This is a genomic window from Thiothrix fructosivorans, from assembly GCF_017349355.1.
GTDB lineage: Bacteria > Pseudomonadota > Gammaproteobacteria > Thiotrichales > Thiotrichaceae > Thiothrix > Thiothrix fructosivorans.
This window is the reverse complement of sequence record NZ_JAFMPM010000007.1, coordinates 196,214-213,351: the sequence shown is the minus strand read 5'-3', so window position 1 is coordinate 213,351 and position 17,138 is coordinate 196,214. Positions and strand designations below refer to the sequence as shown.

Genomic DNA, 17,138 nt, shown 5'->3' with positions numbered 1-17,138 from the left:
TTGGGTTTTGACATAAAATATCATTCTAGTGTTCAGTCTGCGTTCAGATTAACTTTTAATCAAAATTATTTATTGATAGCATGATTCCTTTAAAATCAATTGCTTGTATGCTTCGTTAAGTTTGCGTTAAGGTCTTCTCGTTGATGTGGAATTGTGCTAATGTGTCGACATAATGCTGATAACACCCCAAAAGGTTTCATGACCTTTATAGAAAAAGGAGTCTCAAGAATGTCAAGACCACAGACCCACGTACATAGTCAGGAAGTTACTGCCTTCGTGTCCGCTGATGTATTGGATGTCACTGAATTGGAAGATGATCTTGAAGATGAAAGCATCACTGATGATGCAGTAGATATTGATGAAGTATTAATTCTTAAAGAAAATATCAATACGTCCGTTTCCGCTGGTGAAGTGGATGCCACCCAGATGTATTTGCGTGAAATTGAACGCTCGCCGTTATTGACACCGGAGGAAGAGATTTTGTATGGGCGTCTTGCCCGTGATGGGGATGAGTTTGGTCGCAAGAAAATGATTACGTGTAATTTGCGTTTGGTCGTGAAAATTGCGCGTCGTTATATGGGACGTGGTTTGCCTTTGCCCGATTTGATTGAGGAAGGTAATTTAGGTTTGATCCATGCGGTGGAAAAATTTGACCCAGAGCGCGGTTTCCGGTTTTCAACGTATGCCACGTGGTGGATTCGTCAAAATATTGAACGTGCATTGATGAACCAGACACGCACGATTCGCTTGCCCATTCACGTTAATAAAGAATTAAACGCTTATATGCGTAAAGTGCGGGAAATGACGCAAAAGTTGGGTTATGAGCCGTCTTTACCGGAAGTCGCCGAAGCGTTGGATAAACCCATCGAAGTATTGCGCAAATTGTTGGATTTCAACGAACGGATTACCTCGTTGGATGTTACCGTGGGTAAAGACAGCGATAGTCCGCTGGTTGATTTCGTCAGCGCAGAAACTAGTGATGAGCCGGATAGCAAATTGGAAGATGAAGACATTACCCAATCCGTCGATAATTGGTTAGGTCAGTTGGAATTCAAGCAAAAAGAAGTGATTGTGCGCCGTTTTGGTTTACATGGTCACGAACGCGCAACACTGGAGCAGGTCGGTGAAGCGCTGGGCTTGACCCGCGAACGGGTTCGCCAAATTCAGATGGATGCCCTCAAACGTTTGCGCCGGATTCTGGAAAATAAAGGCTTGTCTGGTGAGAGTCTGTTGGGTCTGCATTAATCGACAAAAAATGCTGCTGCGACGCGTCTTGCCTCCGACAACAATACATTATAAGTGCGGCAAGTAGCGGCGGTGGTCATCACTTCAAATCCCACCCCGTGTTGCACCAAGGTTTTCCAAACTTCTGCTGGCGGGAGTTGCTGACTTTTCCCCGTTCCAATCAATATAACCTCAGCACCGATGGCAAATAAGGCATCCAAGTGTGCTGGTTGCAGTTCGGCGAGTGTTTGCGGTTGCCAATCACTGATCAAGGTTTGCGAGCCAATCAGAAAACTGTTGGTTAAGCGTTCATAATTGACCGCTACCCACGCTTCGCCATAACCCGTAATACGGTAGGTTGCCCCACCCATGTCTTCGCTGAACTTCATTTGCGCTTCCTTAGCCTGTATCGGTAATTGACAGCCTGCATGGTGAATTGTAATGTGACTGGCATTAGCAATCAGGACATAGAACCGTGCAGGACGATTTCCAAAGAATAAACCGGCTTCCGACCTACGTTTTCAAAATCACGGACGCTCTCAAGCGGGAAGCCCGTGCCAAGGGCGAGGACATTATCGATTTCGGGATGGGTAATCCCGATCAGCCGACCCCCAAACACATTGTAGACAAACTGGTGGAAGCAGCGCAACGGGGCGACACGCATCGCTATTCGATGTCGCGTGGCATCCCGCGTTTGCGCAAAGCGATCAGCAATTGGTACAAGCGCAAGTTTGACGTGGATATTGATCCCGAAACCGAAGCGATTGTCACCATCGGCTCGAAAGAAGGCTTGGCGCATCTGGCACTGGCAACCTTAAGCCGTGGTGATACCGTGCTTGTACCAAACCCCGCTTACCCGATCCATCCGTATGGTAGCATCATTGCAGATGCGGATATTCGCCATGTGCCGTTGGTGGAAGGCAAGGACTTCTTTGCGGAGTTGGAAGCTGCGATTAAAAATTCGTGGCCTAAGCCCAAAATGTTGATCATCAACTTCCCCGGCAACCCGACAGGACAGTGCGTTGAACTCGACTTTTTCGAGCGAGTGATCAAAGTCGCTAAAGAGCATGATGTCTGGGTTATTCACGACATTGCTTACGGCGAAATTTGCTTCGATGGCTACCAAGCACCGTCGATCCTGCAAGTGCCAGGGGCGAAAGACATTGCGGTGGAATTCTATTCCCTGTCCAAAACCTACAATATGCCGGGTTGGCGCGTCGGCTTCATGTGCGGTAATCCTGTGCTGGTGAAAGCGTTGGAGCGGATCAAATCGTATTTGGATTATGGCATGTTTGCGCCGATTCAAATTGCGGCGATTGCGGCATTGGAAGGCCCGCAAGATTGCGTCCAAGAAATCAGCGCGATGTATGAAAGCCGCCGCAATGTGTTGTGTGATGGGTTGAATGCTGCCGGTTGGGCGGTCGAGCGTCCGAAAGCCAGTATGTTCGTGTGGGCGAAAATCCCTGAACATTATGCGGCAATGGGTTCATTGGAATTCGCTAAGAAATTGTTAAAAGATGCGCAAGTTGCGGTGTCGCCGGGGATTGGTTTCGGTGAATACGGTGATGATCATGTGCGTTTTAGCCTGATTGAGAACGAACACCGTACCCGTCAGGCAATCCGCAATATCAAACAAATGTTTCGTAAAGATCAAGGTTTAAAGGAGTGAGCATGGATCCCGTCAAGGTTGGTCTGCTAGGGCTAGGGACTGTGGGTGGCGGTACTGCCGTTGTATTGAAACGTAATGCGGAAGAAATCGCCCGTCGCGCGGGTCGCGGCATCGTGATTGATTACGCCGCAAACCTTGATCTCAGCCGTGCTGAAGAATTGGGTTTAGGCAGTGTGCGTTTGACGCATGACGCGTTCGAGGTGGTGAATGACCCCGACATTCAAATCGTGGTTGAGCTGATCGGTGGTTATACCGTAGCACGCGATTTGGTGTTGCAGGCGATTAACAATGGTAAGCATGTTGTTACCGCCAACAAGGCGTTGATTGCGTTGCATGGCAATGAGATTTTCGCAGCAGCACAAGCTAAAGGTGTCATGGTGGCGTTTGAAGCGGCAGTGGCGGGTGGTATTCCGGTCATCAAAGCGGTGCGTGAAGGGCTGGCAGCCAACCGTATCGAATGGCTGGCAGGTATTATTAACGGCACAAGTAACTTTATTCTCACCGAAATGCGTGATAAAGGACGTAGCTTTGGCGATGTGCTGGCTGAAGCGCAAGCCTTGGGCTATGCCGAAGCTGACCCAACGTTTGACGTGGAAGGCATTGATGCGGGTCACAAGCTGACGATTTTGTCGTCGATTGCGTTTGGGATTCCGTTGCAATTCAAGCAAACCTACACTGAAGGCATTTCCAAAATCACTGCGGAAGACGTGAGCTACGCGGCTGAATTGGGTTATCGCATCAAACTGTTGGGGATTGCACGACGTACCGAGGCGGGTATTGAACAGCGGGTTCACCCAACCTTGATTCCACAACGCCGCTTGATTGCGAGTGTCGATGGCGTGATGAATGCGGTATTGGTGAAGGGCGATGCGGTCGGCGCAACCTTGTATTACGGCGCGGGTGCTGGGGCAGAACCGACCGCTTCTGCTGTGGTGGCCGATTTGGTGGATATTACCCGTGCGTTGACGGCTGACCCCGAAAACCGTGTACCGCATTTGGCGTTCCAAGCGTCGCAGCTTGCGGATACCGCGATTCTGCCGATTGCAGAAGTGGAAACCGCTTTTTACCTGCGCATGTGTGCACTGGATCGCCCCGGTGTCTTGGCAGACGTGACGCGCATTATGGGTGAACGTCAAATCAGCATTGAAGCCTTCATCCAGAAAGAGCCGACCAGTGGTGTGGATAAAGTGGACATTATCATGCTGACGCAGCGTGTGCGTGAAGGCAATATGGACGCAGCCATTACGGCGATTGAAGCGTTGGAAACGATTTGCAGCAGCGTGACGCGCATTCGTGTAGAGACTTTGGGCTAATAACATGAAATACATTTCGACTCGCGGGCAATCGCCTGCGCAATCTTTCAGTGAAATTCTGCTGGGTGGGCTTGCGCCTGATGGTGGTTTGTATTTACCGGAAACCTATCCGCACTTCAGTGCGGATGATTTGACACAAATGCGTGGCATGAATTACCGCGAACTGGCGTTTGCGGTGCTGTCGCGCTTTGCGACGGATATTCCTGCGGCTGATCTGAAGGCGATTATCGACAAAACGTACACCGCTGAGGTGTATTGCAATGTGCGTGACGGCGAAAATGCTGAAGACATTACCCCGCTGCATACGCTTGAGCCGAATCTACATTTGCTGTGCTTGTCGAATGGCCCAACGATTGCGTTTAAAGACATGGCGATGCAATTGCTCGGCAATTTGTTTGAATACGTGTTGGCAAAAGCCGGGCAGGGTATCAATATTCTGGGGGCGACTTCCGGTGATACGGGTTCGTCGGCGGAATATGCGATGCGTGGTAAGCATGGCGTGAACGTGTTCATGCTGTCGCCGCATGGCAAAATGAGCCGTTTCCAGACGGCGCAAATGTTTAGCCTGCAAGACGAAAATATCTTCAATATCGCAGTCAAGGGCGTGTTCGATGATTGTCAGGATATTGTGAAAGCAGTCTCCAACGATCATGCGTTTAAGGCGGCGCATAAGATTGGTGCGGTCAACTCGATCAACTGGGGGCGGGTAGCAGCACAGATTGTGTACTACTTTAAAGGCTACTTTGCCGCGACGGATTCAAACGATCAGCAAGTGAGCTTTGCCGTGCCATCCGGTAATTTCGGAAATGTGTGCGCGGGGCATATTGCGCGGATGATGGGTTTGCCGATCAAGCATTTGCTTGTGGCGACGAATGAAAACGATGTGCTGGATGAGTTTTTCCGCACAGGCGTGTATCGTCCGCGTGGTTCAGCGAATACCTACCATACCAGCAGCCCGTCGATGGATATTTCCAAAGCGTCGAATTTTGAGCGTTTCGTGTTCGATTTGGTCGGGCGTGATGGCGACAAAGTACGCGGTTTGTGGAATGAAGTGGATAACGGCGGCGCGTTTGATTTGAATGCGGACGGCGTGTTTGCACAAGTGCCTGCGTTTGGCTTCCAGTCGGGGGTGAGTTCACATACGCATCGGATGCAAACCATTCGTCAAACCTTTGAAACCTATGGCGTGATGATCGACACGCATACCGCTGATGGTTTGAAAGTCGCGTTGGAACAACGTGAAGCAGGTGTGCCGATGTTGGTGCTGGAAACGGCTTTGCCTGCGAAGTTTGAAGATTCCATCCGCGAAGCCTTGGGGCGTGATCCCGTGCGACCCGCCAGCATGAACGATCTGGAAAGCTTGCCGCAGCGTTTCGAAGTCATGGGCGCGGATGCGGATGCTATTAAGCAGTTTATTGTGGCTAAAACCGCGTAAGCTGCCGAGATCATGGCTAATTTTAGCACCCACATTACCGTGGCAGCAGCGGGGGCAGGCTTATTGTCTGTCCTCTGCCTGCAAGTCGGTTTAGCCGAGCCACGCGAAGCTTTATTATTGGCGTTGCTCGGCACAATTGGCGGTATTTTGCCGGATATTGACCTGCAACATGCTTACCCTAGCCGGATTATGTTTGCGTTATTTGGGATTATCGCTGCCTTCATGGTGGTGTTTTCCAGTAAAAATACGTTGTCGATTGTGGAATTATGGGGTGTGGGTTTGGCAACGTTCGGGTTAATTCGTTTCCCGATTTGGACGGTATTTCATCAATATACCAATCACCGTGGCTCGATCCATTCGCTAGTCGCTGCCTTGTTTTTCATGTTGTTGACGACGGCATTTGCCTTCCATGTTCTGGGGGAAATACCGTTTATGGCGTGGCTGTTTGGGCTGTTTGTGTTTTTGGGATTCGTGCTGCACTTGGTGCTGGATGAGTTGTACAGCGTGGATTTCATGAATACCAGAATCAAACGTTCTTTCGGCACAGCCTTGAAAATCCTTGATTGGAAAAAGCGTGAAAAATCCACGGCACTAGTGATTGCTACCTTGTTTGTGTGGGCAATCGTTCCTGATTCCCGCGCCTTTTGGGATACGCTCCTCAGCCCTGAAACGTATAGGATTATTGGGGCGCGGTTGCTGCCGTAGTGCTTGCGGCGTAATACTGTTGTCGAAACGAATGAAACGGATAATGCTGCAATAATTTATCCAGTTTGGGTTGGATGCTGCCGCGTCGCGCAAATTGGTGTACCGCCATTTTCAACGGAATGTCCACCTGTTGTGATACTTCACGGTATTCATGCGTATCCAATTCATACGGGTGCATGTAAAAAATGCTGGTGGCATGATCCAAATCGCGGGCTAGCCAGCGTGACAGCCAATACGGGTAAATGCGGAAATAACCGCCGCCCATCACCGGTAAGTTTTTTCCGAATACCTTGCTGACGCTCATTGGATAACAATCCAAACCACGTGCTGCGATGCGTTGTAAAATGCCATCATCACTAAACCCGTAACAGCTTCGCACGGTTGCCAGCATAATCGACGAGTCGTAGATAATCCCTTGTTCGTGCAGCGCATCACAATACCAGTCGAGAATATCGTCGCGCACTGAAAACGTGGGGGCGCGAAAACCGATCACTTTTGTACCGCTGATGTCTTCCAATAAGCCGACAGAACGCTGCATTTCGGCACGAAATTGCGCTTCGGTTAGGTTGTAAATCATGCGGTGTGTGTGCGAATGGCAGGCTAATTCATGCCCTGCTTGCGCGATAGTTTGGATCAGTTGCGGGAATTTTTCGGCGACCATGCCTTGCACGAAAAATGTGCCAGTGATGTGGTGTGCGTCCAAAATATCCAACAGGCGGCTGGTATTGCGCACCACGCGGCTGGAAACTTCGCGGTTAAAGTCGTAGACCGATTGTTGCCAGTCTTCGATGTCGGCGGTGAAGATCATGCCGTTGCTCCTACAGGAGACGTGTGGCAGGTGAGGTAGATGTCGCTGAGAATGTCGAGGATGCGGGTTTCGGCAAAGTGTTTGACGGCGTGTTCGCGAGCGGCTTTGCCCATTGCTAGACGTTGTTCAGGGTGTTGGATGTACCAGAGCATCTGATCGGCAAGGGCTTGCGGGGAATCAATCGGCGTTTTGAAGCCGGTTTGCTGATCAATAATCGCTTCGCGACTGCCTTTGACATCGGTGCAGATGACGGGTTTGCCGGATGCCATCGGTTCGATCAATGCACGCGGGATGCCTTCCGCAAACGAGGTGAGTACGCCGACATCAATGCTTTGGTAAAATGCGGGCATGTCGTTGCTGTATTCGACAATTTCGACGACATCGTGCAGCCCTTTTTGTTGAATATTTGCCTGTACGTTGGCTTTTAAATGCCCTTGCCCAATCAATTTTACCCTGAAATCACGGGTTTGTTTGGTCAGCAATTCCACAGCATCCAGCAGTAAAGCATGGTTTTTGATGGGTTCAAACCGCGCTACCATGCCAAACGTGGTGGGGGTTTGGCGTGCGGTAAAGTCCGGTACAAAGCGGCGCATATCTATGCCGTTGCCCAAAAAGACCATTTGTTCAGCATCGAGCAGGTGGTGTTCACGTGCTAATACCATGTCTTCAAGCAACTGGAACAGCGAATAGCGCACGGTTTTTTTTAGCAGCTTTTCGATCAGGATATAGGCTTTGCGTGCCAATGGGCTGGTATTGTCAGCAATGCTGTAACCGTGGCTTTGATAAATCCACACGGTTTTATGATCGAAAAACGCAAGGAAACGCCCCACTAACCCCGGTACGCCAAAGTGCAGGTGTACAGCATCGTAGCCACCTTGCTTAATGGCACGGCGCAAATTCCATGCAGAACGCAGTAATTGCAAAGGATTTAAACTGCGGTGCAGCGTTTCTACGATTACATTCATGCCTTGAGCCTGCATCAGGGCGACTTCATCACCCGCGCTGCACAAGACGTCAACGCGCATTTGTCCCGCATGGCGTTGATTTAACGCTTGCGCCCGGTGGAAAACCAGTGCGTAGGCTGAACTGCTGACGGTGCAAACTTCCAGAATTTTTAAGCGAGTATCTTTCATGGTGTGCTTCAATAAAATTTGTGGAGCAGGGCGCGAGATAAGCCATCCATGACTATTTCGGGCGTGTTGCGAATCAACCACGACGCAGCATCTTGCACCCCCGCACGTGCTTTTTGGGGTGGTTGAATCGCGATGGTGTAGTAGTAAATTTTGTGGGTGCGGGTGGCGAGTTTGAGCTTGAATTGGTGGGGATTACTGCCTGCGGAAGAGCGCCCTAGGTTGTAAGTTTTACGCCCACTTGCGCTACAATATTCAACGATTTGCCAGAGCATGGCGAGGAACACGTTATGCTTTTTGTAAGCAGTGTGGATGCCTGACCATGCGCCGTATACTTCATCTGTATTCACAAAGTTGACGGAGGAGACCACGGGAATACCATCCATATACCCCACGAAAATTTCGATGTGCGCGGCGCACTGAGTAGTTAAATCTTGAAAAAATTGTTTGGAATGCGGGAGGCTGCCAATATCGTGCAGGCTCACGCGATACAACTGATAAAACTCTTCCAACAATTGCGCGTTCAAGCCGATCACCGAGGTAAATCCTTGCTTGAGTGGGCGGCGGATGTTTTTACGGGTGTTGCCCGATAACGTATGCCAGAGCGCTTCGGCAGAGGGTGCAATATCAATATTGAGTTCCACTTTATCCGCCGTGTCTGGCAGGCAAGTAATGGGGATGGTAGTACGGATTTCTAAGGAGCGTACGCTGGTCGCTGCTAATGCTTGCGTCAATTGCTCAATAACACGCGGATATTGCGCTACCGTGATGTCAGGTATGACGCCTGTTTTATCGAAACCTGCACCGATGATGAGGGTTTGTTTACCGAGAATAGTGGTGCGGCGAAACGCAGGAATAGTAAAGGTTTGTTGATCCGTTTGCATGAGCACGTTGACGGCTTCCAAGCGAAATTCGCGGGCAAGAATGGCTCGAAAGGTTGCGCTGGAAAAAATGTCGCTCACAACCGCCACTGAGGTGGGTGAGTGCTCCGTTGTAATGGTTATGCTCATGTTCAACAGGGGTCTTTGTTTTTATGATCCACTATTTGTATGGTTTTGCGAAAAGACACGCTAGTGTCGGCAGACCGACGGTAGGATACATCCGCTTATCTAGAAAACCTCCGCGAATGCAGGCTAAACTTTGCGGTCTGGCGGTGGCTGGTGGAGAATGAAAGCCATACTAACAATTATCTCCAGCAGAGAATTATGTTAACCGTTAATAGTAAAAAAAGTGTCACGAATTCTCCCCTACATGCCAGCGTACCTACCCCGTATTTTGCTGCGCCCGTAATGGGGGTTACTCCTCATGCGTTGACGCTTGAGGATATTTGGCGGCGTTTGCTGCGACAAAAATGGACGCTGTTATTAACCGCCCTGTCTATTTTACTCTTAACCGCGTATGTGACGTGGACAACACCACCGACATACCGGGCGGGTGCGACGATCCAAATCGAAAAAGAGGGTATGCAGGTCGTTAATTTTGGGACGGTGAGCAGTGCTTCGCCAGACATGGGTGAGCAAGACCCGTTTTTCCGCACGCAATACGAGCAATTGAAAAGCCGTAAGTTAGCGGCACAAGTGATTGATGGGCTAGATTTAAAGACCCGTTTGTTTGAACGTCCAGAACCGTTTAATTTATTGAGTTCATTCAAAGTCATTATCAAGGGATTGATTGCCCCTTTGTTGCCAGCGAAGATTGAGACAGTCACTGAAGCAGCGGATTATACCGACCTATTTTCTCAGCATTTGTATGTAGAGCCGATTGAAAAAACGCATTTGGTTAAAGTGTTTTATGAAAGTCCTGATCCGGTATTGTCGGCTGATGTTGTGAATGCATTGGTGAATGCGTTTATCAAGGATAATATCAGTTCCCAAAGTGAAACGGATACCTATGCGAAAGAATTTCTAGAGCAAGAAATGGAAAAAGCGCGGCAGCGGTTGACTTTACAGGAGGCAAAATTAATTGAGTACGCTAAGCAAAATAATATTCTGGAAGTCAATAATAGTCAGTCGAGTCAAGAACGCAAATTAGACGAGTTGTATTCTGCGTTAGGCGAGGCTGAACGGGCACGTATTCAAGCAGAAAGCCAAATGATTCAAGGACGTAAACGTACCAATGCCCATGCAGTGCTAAATAGCCCCGTGGTGGAAAGCCTGAAGCAAAATCTGGCCACATTGGAAGCAGAATACCGCGAAAAGCTTAAGCTCTTTAAACCCGCTTTCCCCGATATGGTGAGTTTGCAAGAACGTATTGATGAAGTGCGTGGACAGTTAAACCGTGAAATGGGTGGTTTGAAACAGTCCTTACAAGCGGAAGATGCGACTATTCGGCAAGCTGATTATATTTCCGCGAAGAAGTTGGAAGATGATTTGCGGGCAGAAGTAGAGAGCTATAAAGGCGAATTAGTCGATTTACGTGATCGTAGCATTGAATATAATGCACTCAAGCGTGAAGTGGAAACCAGCCGTAATTTGTACGATGGTTTATTGCAGCGCATGAAGGAAGTGAGTGTTGCTTCCAATGTTACCAGCAGCAATATTCGTGTAGTGGATGCGGCAGCGCCGGATAATAATATTTTTCGCCCGAAAAAAGCTTTGAATCTGATTTTGGGTGGGTTGGTCGGTTTGATGTTGGGCGTTGGAGCAGCATTATTGCGCGAAACCCTGAATCAAGGCGTGGCATCGGTGACAGAATTGCAAGCGCTCAGCGGTTTGCCGATATTAGGTACGATTCCGCATGTGCGGCATTTATCGGAAAGTAATCTGGCACTGGCGACGGTGCGTGATGCGGGGTCGTTGTTAGCCGAATCGTATCGGGTCATGACGGCTAACTTACGCTTTGTGTTACCGGGTGGGATGGCGCCGCGTGTGACGTTGATTACCAGCGTTAATCCCGCTGAAGGTAAATCCACTTCGGCGGTGAACATTGCCTTGAGCCAAGCCCAGCAAGGCTTGAAAGTTTTGCTGATTGATGCGGATTTGCGTCGTCCCTCCGTGCACACCAAATTAGGTTTGCCGAATGCACGCGGTTTAAGCAATTTCTTGAGCGGTGAAGTCGATATTGCGGGAGTGACGCACCCTTCTCGCGAAGTGAAAGGCTTGTATTTGATTACGGCAGGTACGTTGATTTCTGATCCGGTGCGGATGGTGTCTAGCCCTGCAATGGCGCAGTTGTTGAACCTTGCGACCAAACACTTTGATAGTATTATTATTGATGGTCCACCGACGGCTGGTTTTGCGGATGCTATTTATTTGTCTTCAATGGCAGAAGCTACTGTGATCGTGGCGGACGAAGACCATATTAATCGTAAACGCTTGATAACGGTAATCGAACAATTGCGGCGCGTTCGCCAAAACGTAGTGGGTTTTCTGATGGTTAAATCGCAGGAAGAAGCGATGGATTACCGTTACCATGACCGTTATCAAACCCGAATTCCGAGTAAACCTGCTGCGAAAGCCACGAAAAGCAAACGCAAGGGTTTAAACCTCGCTCCTGCGTAAAATAAATGAGGATGGGGCGTTTTGCAGGAAATTCGGTTATCGCTGGTGTTTCAATCCACTCCCGACTAATAAAGCCGGGAGAATTCGCAGTAGTCTTCCCATCCTGCATCAGTCAGCAGTTTCAATCCACTCCCGACTAATAAAGCCGGGAGAATCTACTGAGTTCGATGACGCAAAGGTTATAGCCAAAGTTTCAATCCACTCCCGACTAATAAAGCCGGGAGAATGATTCCCTGCCAGCGGTATCAATGATTACCAGCGTGTTTCAATCCACTCCCGACTAATAAAGCCGGGAGAAATCGCAGCCGTTGAGTTGTCATGCCACTGGTTTCAGTTTCAATCCACTCCCGACTAATAAAGCCGGGAGAAAGCCGTATGACAAAGTAACCATCACTGCTACTCGTGTTTCAATCCACTCCCGACTAATAAAGCCGGGAGAATCGCGGTTCATCGTTGTAGTCCTCTCAGTTAAAGGGTTTCAATCCACTCCCGACTAATAAAGCCGGGAGAAACCTACCATGTTGTTAGTCCTCATTGTGGTTTAAAGTTTCAATCCACTCCCGACTAATAAAGCCGGGAGAATGCACCGCGACTGGAACTTCTGCTAACCACTCAGGGTTTCAATCCACTCCCGACTAATAAAGCCGGGAGAAAATGCCCTACCCCGTCGTCGGTCATGGCGTATTCGGGGTTTCAATCCACTCCCGACTAATAAAGCCGGGAGAAAAGGTCATTACATCGGAGGCGTTGGAATTTCGGTGTTTCAATCCACTCCCGACTAATAAAGCCGGGAGAATTCTTCGGGGGATTTCGTGGGATTGCCGCTACTGGTTTCAATCCACTCCCGACTAATAAAGCCGGGAGAACGATTTTATCCGCCGCCACAGGTTTAAAACTCTTACGTTTCAATCCACTCCCGACTAATAAAGCCGGGAGAATTTCGATCTAAAGGGCTTCGTTTATTTCACGGTGGGTTTCAATCCACTCCCGACTAATAAAGCCGGGAGAACATTCATTAACAATTGCCGCAACTATGCCAAGAGGTTTCAATCCACTCCCGACTAATAAAGCCGGGAGAACAACTTCGCTTTTCATCCACTCCGTTGCACGCTTGTTTCAATCCACTCCCGACTAATAAAGCCGGGAGAATGTCACCCGGTATAGGCTGGAACTTTAATAAGTTAAGTTTCAATCCACTCCCGACTAATAAAGCCGGGAGAATTATTGTTCCTGAGCCTTCTATATACTCCACATAGGTTTCAATCCACTCCCGACTAATAAAGCCGGGAGAATATTGCTTTGCTTTTGCTGGACGCACTAAGACTTGGGTTTCAATCCACTCCCGACTAATAAAGCCGGGAGAATAGCAGAGGCGGAACGGCTAGCAGAGAGATATGCGTTTCAATCCACTCCCGACTAATAAAGCCGGGAGAATGCGCCTCTACAATGCCAACGGTGACACCGCTAGCGAGTTTCAATCCACTCCCGACTAATAAAGCCGGGAGAATGAGGGGAATAGACAACCCCAATCAGTTGGCAGAGTTTCAATCCACTCCCGACTAATAAAGCCGGGAGAATTGGAACAGGTTGCCGCGCCAATGGCGACCTTGAAGGTTTCAATCCACTCCCGACTAATAAAGCCGGGAGAATACAACAGCCTACAACTTGAAGGAGACAGGCTATCATGTTTCAATCCACTCCCGACTAATAAAGCCGGGAGAATATCTGGGTTTCTGGCCCCACATGCAAATGGAGGCGGTTTCAATCCACTCCCGACTAATAAAGCCGGGAGAATGCTGTAGGTGTCATGGTATTGCTCCGGCTTAGTAGTTGTTTCAATCCACTCCCGACTAATAAAGCCGGGAGAATCGCCCTCTTTTGTGCGGTGGGTGATGTAGTCGGGTTTCAATCCACTCCCGACTAATAAAGCCGGGAGAATCCCGCCGTATCCGCTTCATTCTCAAGGGAAGGCAAGTTTCAATCCACTCCCGACTAATAAAGCCGGGAGAATTACCCACAAGCGGCGTGGTTATTGCCCATGATCTGGTTTCAATCCACTCCCGACTAATAAAGCCGGGAGAATATCCATGTAGTGATCAAATGCCATTACAATATGGGTTTCAATCCACTCCCGACTAATAAAGCCGGGAGAATGTTGGATGCGCCAGCAAACAGGTCGGCAGGGGTCATGTTTCAATCCACTCCCGACTAATAAAGCCGGGAGAATGAGTCGCGCCAGTCAATCCTCGTGCAACTGGTGCAAGTTTCAATCCACTCCCGACTAATAAAGCCGGGAGAATTCGGCGTGCGAGTCGTCAATCTGGCGGCGTAGACGGTTTCAATCCACTCCCGACTAATAAAGCCGGGAGAATTGCTAACCGACCGCACCAAGTCCGCATTGCTCACCGTTTCAATCCACTCCCGACTAATAAAGCCGGGAGAATCCGCTGGCAGTGCTGGCACAGACGGTCAAGTGTTGTTTCAATCCACTCCCGACTAATAAAGCCGGGAGAATCGCGGGGCAGGCGTTAGTTCCCCAGTTACCGTATGTTTCAATCCACTCCCGACTAATAAAGCCGGGAGAATATTTAGTATTAAGTTACGTATATGTAAAGGCTAGTGTTTCAATCCACTCCCGACTAATAAAGCCGGGAGAATCAGCTTGAGCGCTTGAGTGATGAAACTCTTGATGCCGTTTCAATCCACTCCCGACTAATAAAGCCGGGAGAATGTAATGACAGGTAATGACAGAGTAATTACAGAAGTTTCAATCCACTCCCGACTAATAAAGCCGGGAGAATGGTATGGTCGAATGCGGTGTGATCCTGCTGGATGTTTCAATCCACTCCCGACTAATAAAGCCGGGAGAATGACAGATACTGCCTTGCGGCGGTAATAGACCATCTGTTTCAATCCACTCCCGACTAATAAAGCCGGGAGAATGGGAAAACCGCTGCCCGAAATGATCACGCGCAGGTTTCAATCCACTCCCGACTAATAAAGCCGGGAGAATAAATTTTTCAGGACATCCAAGACGGTATTCGGCGTTTCAATCCACTCCCGACTAATAAAGCCGGGAGAATTAAGAGGGTCGGATAATGGTGGCAATTAATCTTGGGTTTCAATCCACTCCCGACTAATAAAGCCGGGAGAATCTACTGATAAAATTGCGGCTAACGCAATTACAGCCAATGTTTCAATCCACTCCCGACTAATAAAGCCGGGAGAATAGCCAATGGCGCAGAGATTGCAGGAAAGCTGTATGTTTCAATCCACTCCCGACTAATAAAGCCGGGAGAATGCGGTACGCTGGTCAATGATGAATACATGCCCGATGTTTCAATCCACTCCCGACTAATAAAGCCGGGAGGTAATTGATCACATCCCCACCCCTTGCGGTAAAGCGGGCAGGGCAAAGCCAGCGCGGGCAGCGGTAATAACACTGGCAAGATAAGCCAAGGCAGACTGTCCACGTTTGCGGCAAGTACCGATGATGCTGGCCAGCATGGCAAACGCACGGCTCCCCGTAGCACTCTTTGTGCCATGGTTGGTTTTGCGCAGGATCACCCAATGGCGCAACGCCCGCTCAGCCTCATTATTGGTCAAGGGAAGCCACGGGTGGTCAAGGATTCGGAAAATGGCATCCCAATCATTGATGAACTCTTTCGCCAGTGCCGCCGTCTTGTCATGGGCAGATACGGCATGGATCAAGCATAATGCCCTGAATTCCAGGAGTTTTGCCTGATGGCGTTGACGGATCACGTCGGTTTGCGTCCCCACCGTGCCGCCTGCTGCCCGCCAAGCGTAAATGTCGTCCTGTAATACCCTCAGCCAAGCGAGGGTGAAGTTGCCAAACGTCCGCCCGTCTTTGTCCAGTGATTCTGCCAGCCCACGGGCTTTGCGGATCAGGTGCGCCCAGCAACGCAAGCGTTTGGGGTGGTGGCGGTAAGCGGCATAGCCATCACTCATCAGCCAGCCCCCAAAGTGGGGGCTAATCACGTTGTCGAGCATTTCAATGGTGCGCTGCCCTACGTAGAAACAAACGCTGAGGGTGGTGACGAATGTCCATAGCCACAGGGCTTCGCCACGCTCTTTCCAAGAGGTTTCATCAATATACAGCACCCCGCCGTCAGCGGTGGCTTCTGCCAACAGCCCTTCCACCAAGGCATCTTCCAATGGAGAAGCACTCGCGGCTGCTTCCTCAAAACATTGCTGCAACACCCCGACACTTAGGGGAATGCCCAACACCTCCCGCAACAGTTCTTGTGTGCCACGCAGTGACAAGCGTGAGCGCAGCCGTAGGTGGACAATAAGTGCCGCCAGATTGCCCCCAATCAGCCGCCACTCGCCCACATCAACCTCCGGGTATAACGGGTCGGGAGCTTGGCGATGCGGGATATGGCGGCTCACATGACCGCAGGTGCATACGCTATCGTGAAGGTGGTGGCGGGTGGTGATGACGGTCAGTCCGGGGTTCCCATCCGTGCCAAACTGGATGTCCACACTGTCATAGGCGGTATAAATACGGGAGACAGCCGCATCCAGGGACCTGCCACAGGCTTCACATCGGCTGGGGTAATGGTGTTCGTCTGCATTGATGGGCGGATGCCATACCCGACCATAACCCGGTGCGCCGGGTTGTTTACCCGCTTTGCGTTTGGCTGGTTGGGCTGGCTTTGTGCCCGCCACAGCTTCTGGTTCCGGGGTTGGCTTTCCTCTGGCTGCACCCACCCCTTCTGTTTCGGGCAAAGCCACCGTTTTGGGTGACGTTTCCCACGGGAAACCGCTGCTGGGTGGTTTGGAGGAGTTGTTGGAGTTTTGGTTGATCTGTTCCCGCGCTTCTTTCAGGTCATGCAACAACTTGGTCGACAGGTGCAGCAGTTCCTCCGGCGTGAGCTTGGCAAGGTACTGGCTGTTAAGCTGTTTGAGGCTGTGGTCTTTCAGTTGTTGGGTCATCGGGGGAGTGTCGCAAATTTAGTGCGTTTGGGTAAGGGGGGACTGTTCAGTTACGCCGGGAGAATGTCCAACGTGCCATTCGGGTTCGGGCGATAGAGCTTGTTTCAATCCACTCCCGACTAATAAAGCCGGGAGAATGGGGAAACACCGCCGCCCATCGCTGACGCATCTTGGTTTCAATCCACTCCCGACTAATAAAGCCGGGAGAATCACCTACCCTTGATGCTCGCGCCATCGCTACGCTGTTTCAATCCACTCCCGACTAATAAAGCCGGGAGAATAGTATTCCCCGGTTTCATTGGGCGGTTATCTCCATGCGTTTCAATCCACTCCCGACTAATAAAGCCGGGAGAATCCAACACCGCTTTAATGGCCTTGGCAAGATCTGGCGGTTTCAA

Annotated in this window: 11 protein-coding genes and 2 CRISPR repeat arrays (1 of these 13 cut by a window edge); of the genes, 6 read left to right on the top strand and 5 right to left on the bottom strand. The window is 49.9% G+C overall.

Going from position 1 to position 17,138, the window contains the following annotated elements; genetic code table 11:
* Positions 1 to 228 precede the first annotated feature (228 nt).
* Complete coding sequence (gene rpoS, locus J1836_RS13730; RefSeq protein ID WP_207251691.1) at positions 229 to 1,245, top strand: RNA polymerase sigma factor RpoS; 1,017 nt, start codon at positions 229 to 231, stop codon at positions 1,243 to 1,245.
* Here rpoS and J1836_RS13725 read toward each other — a convergent pair.
* Positions 1,242 to 1,613 (bottom strand): Mth938-like domain-containing protein, encoded by a 372-nt coding sequence (locus J1836_RS13725; protein WP_207251690.1) that lies wholly within the window; start codon positions 1,611 to 1,613, stop codon positions 1,242 to 1,244. The two genes, rpoS and J1836_RS13725, sit on opposite strands and share 4 nt — an antisense overlap.
* 86 nt (positions 1,614 to 1,699) lie before the next feature.
* Here J1836_RS13725 and alaC point away from each other — a divergent pair, with 86 nt between their 5' ends.
* The 4 genes from alaC to J1836_RS13705 are packed head-to-tail and all read left to right on the top strand — an operon-like array spanning position 1,700 to position 6,346.
* Positions 1,700 to 2,893 (top strand): alanine transaminase, encoded by a 1,194-nt coding sequence (alaC, locus tag J1836_RS13720; RefSeq protein ID WP_207251689.1) that lies wholly within the window; start codon positions 1,700 to 1,702, stop codon positions 2,891 to 2,893.
* A gap of 2 nt (positions 2,894 to 2,895) precedes the next feature.
* A complete protein-coding gene (locus J1836_RS13715; RefSeq protein ID WP_207251688.1) occupies positions 2,896 to 4,206 on the top strand; it encodes a homoserine dehydrogenase in 1,311 nt (436 codons plus the stop codon).
* A 4-nt stretch (positions 4,207 to 4,210) separates the two neighbouring features.
* The gene (thrC, locus tag J1836_RS13710; RefSeq protein WP_207251687.1) at positions 4,211 to 5,641 is read left to right on the top strand and encodes a threonine synthase; all 1,431 of its coding nucleotides are present in this window, start codon (positions 4,211 to 4,213) and stop codon (positions 5,639 to 5,641) included.
* 12 nt (positions 5,642 to 5,653) lie between these two features.
* Positions 5,654 to 6,346 carry a metal-dependent hydrolase gene (locus tag J1836_RS13705; protein WP_207251686.1) on the top strand — a complete coding sequence of 231 codons (693 nt, stop codon included), beginning with the start codon at positions 5,654 to 5,656 and terminating at the stop codon, positions 6,344 to 6,346.
* Here the strand turns inward: J1836_RS13705 and J1836_RS13700 are convergent.
* From J1836_RS13700 to J1836_RS13690, 3 genes are read right to left on the bottom strand one after another with little or no spacing between them, the layout of a single operon-like run.
* Complete coding sequence (locus J1836_RS13700; RefSeq protein WP_207251685.1) at positions 6,321 to 7,154, bottom strand: polysaccharide deacetylase family protein; 834 nt, start codon at positions 7,152 to 7,154, stop codon at positions 6,321 to 6,323. The two genes, J1836_RS13705 and J1836_RS13700, sit on opposite strands and share 26 nt — an antisense overlap.
* Positions 7,151 to 8,287, bottom strand: a complete 1,137-nt coding sequence (locus J1836_RS13695; RefSeq protein ID WP_207251684.1) for a glycosyltransferase family 4 protein — start codon at positions 8,285 to 8,287, stop codon at positions 7,151 to 7,153. Before J1836_RS13695 ends, J1836_RS13700 begins: the two co-directional genes overlap by 4 nt.
* Positions 8,288 to 8,295: 8 nt before the next feature.
* On the bottom strand, positions 8,296 to 9,294 hold the full coding sequence (locus J1836_RS13690; RefSeq protein ID WP_207251683.1) for a GNAT family N-acetyltransferase: 999 nt from the start codon (positions 9,292 to 9,294) through the stop codon (positions 8,296 to 8,298).
* 195 nt (positions 9,295 to 9,489) lie between these two features.
* Here J1836_RS13690 and J1836_RS13685 point away from each other — a divergent pair, with 195 nt between their 5' ends.
* Entirely contained in the window at positions 9,490 to 11,784 is a 2,295-nt protein-coding gene (locus tag J1836_RS13685; protein WP_207251682.1) for a GumC family protein, read from the top strand.
* Between the two features lie 47 nt (positions 11,785 to 11,831).
* Positions 11,832 to 15,157: direct repeats of the CRISPR family, unit length 37 nt; unit sequence GTTTCAATCCACTCCCGACTAATAAAGCCGGGAGAAT.
* Positions 15,158 to 15,162: 5 nt separating this feature from the next.
* On the opposite strand, the gene tnpC is transcribed toward J1836_RS13685, so the two are convergent.
* A complete protein-coding gene (gene tnpC, locus J1836_RS13680) occupies positions 15,163 to 16,740 on the bottom strand; it encodes an IS66 family transposase (protein ID WP_242632653.1) in 1,578 nt (525 codons plus the stop codon).
* Positions 16,741 to 16,841: 101 nt separating this feature from the next.
* Positions 16,842 to 17,138: direct repeats of the CRISPR family, unit length 37 nt; unit sequence GTTTCAATCCACTCCCGACTAATAAAGCCGGGAGAAT (it continues 1,826 nt past the right edge of the window).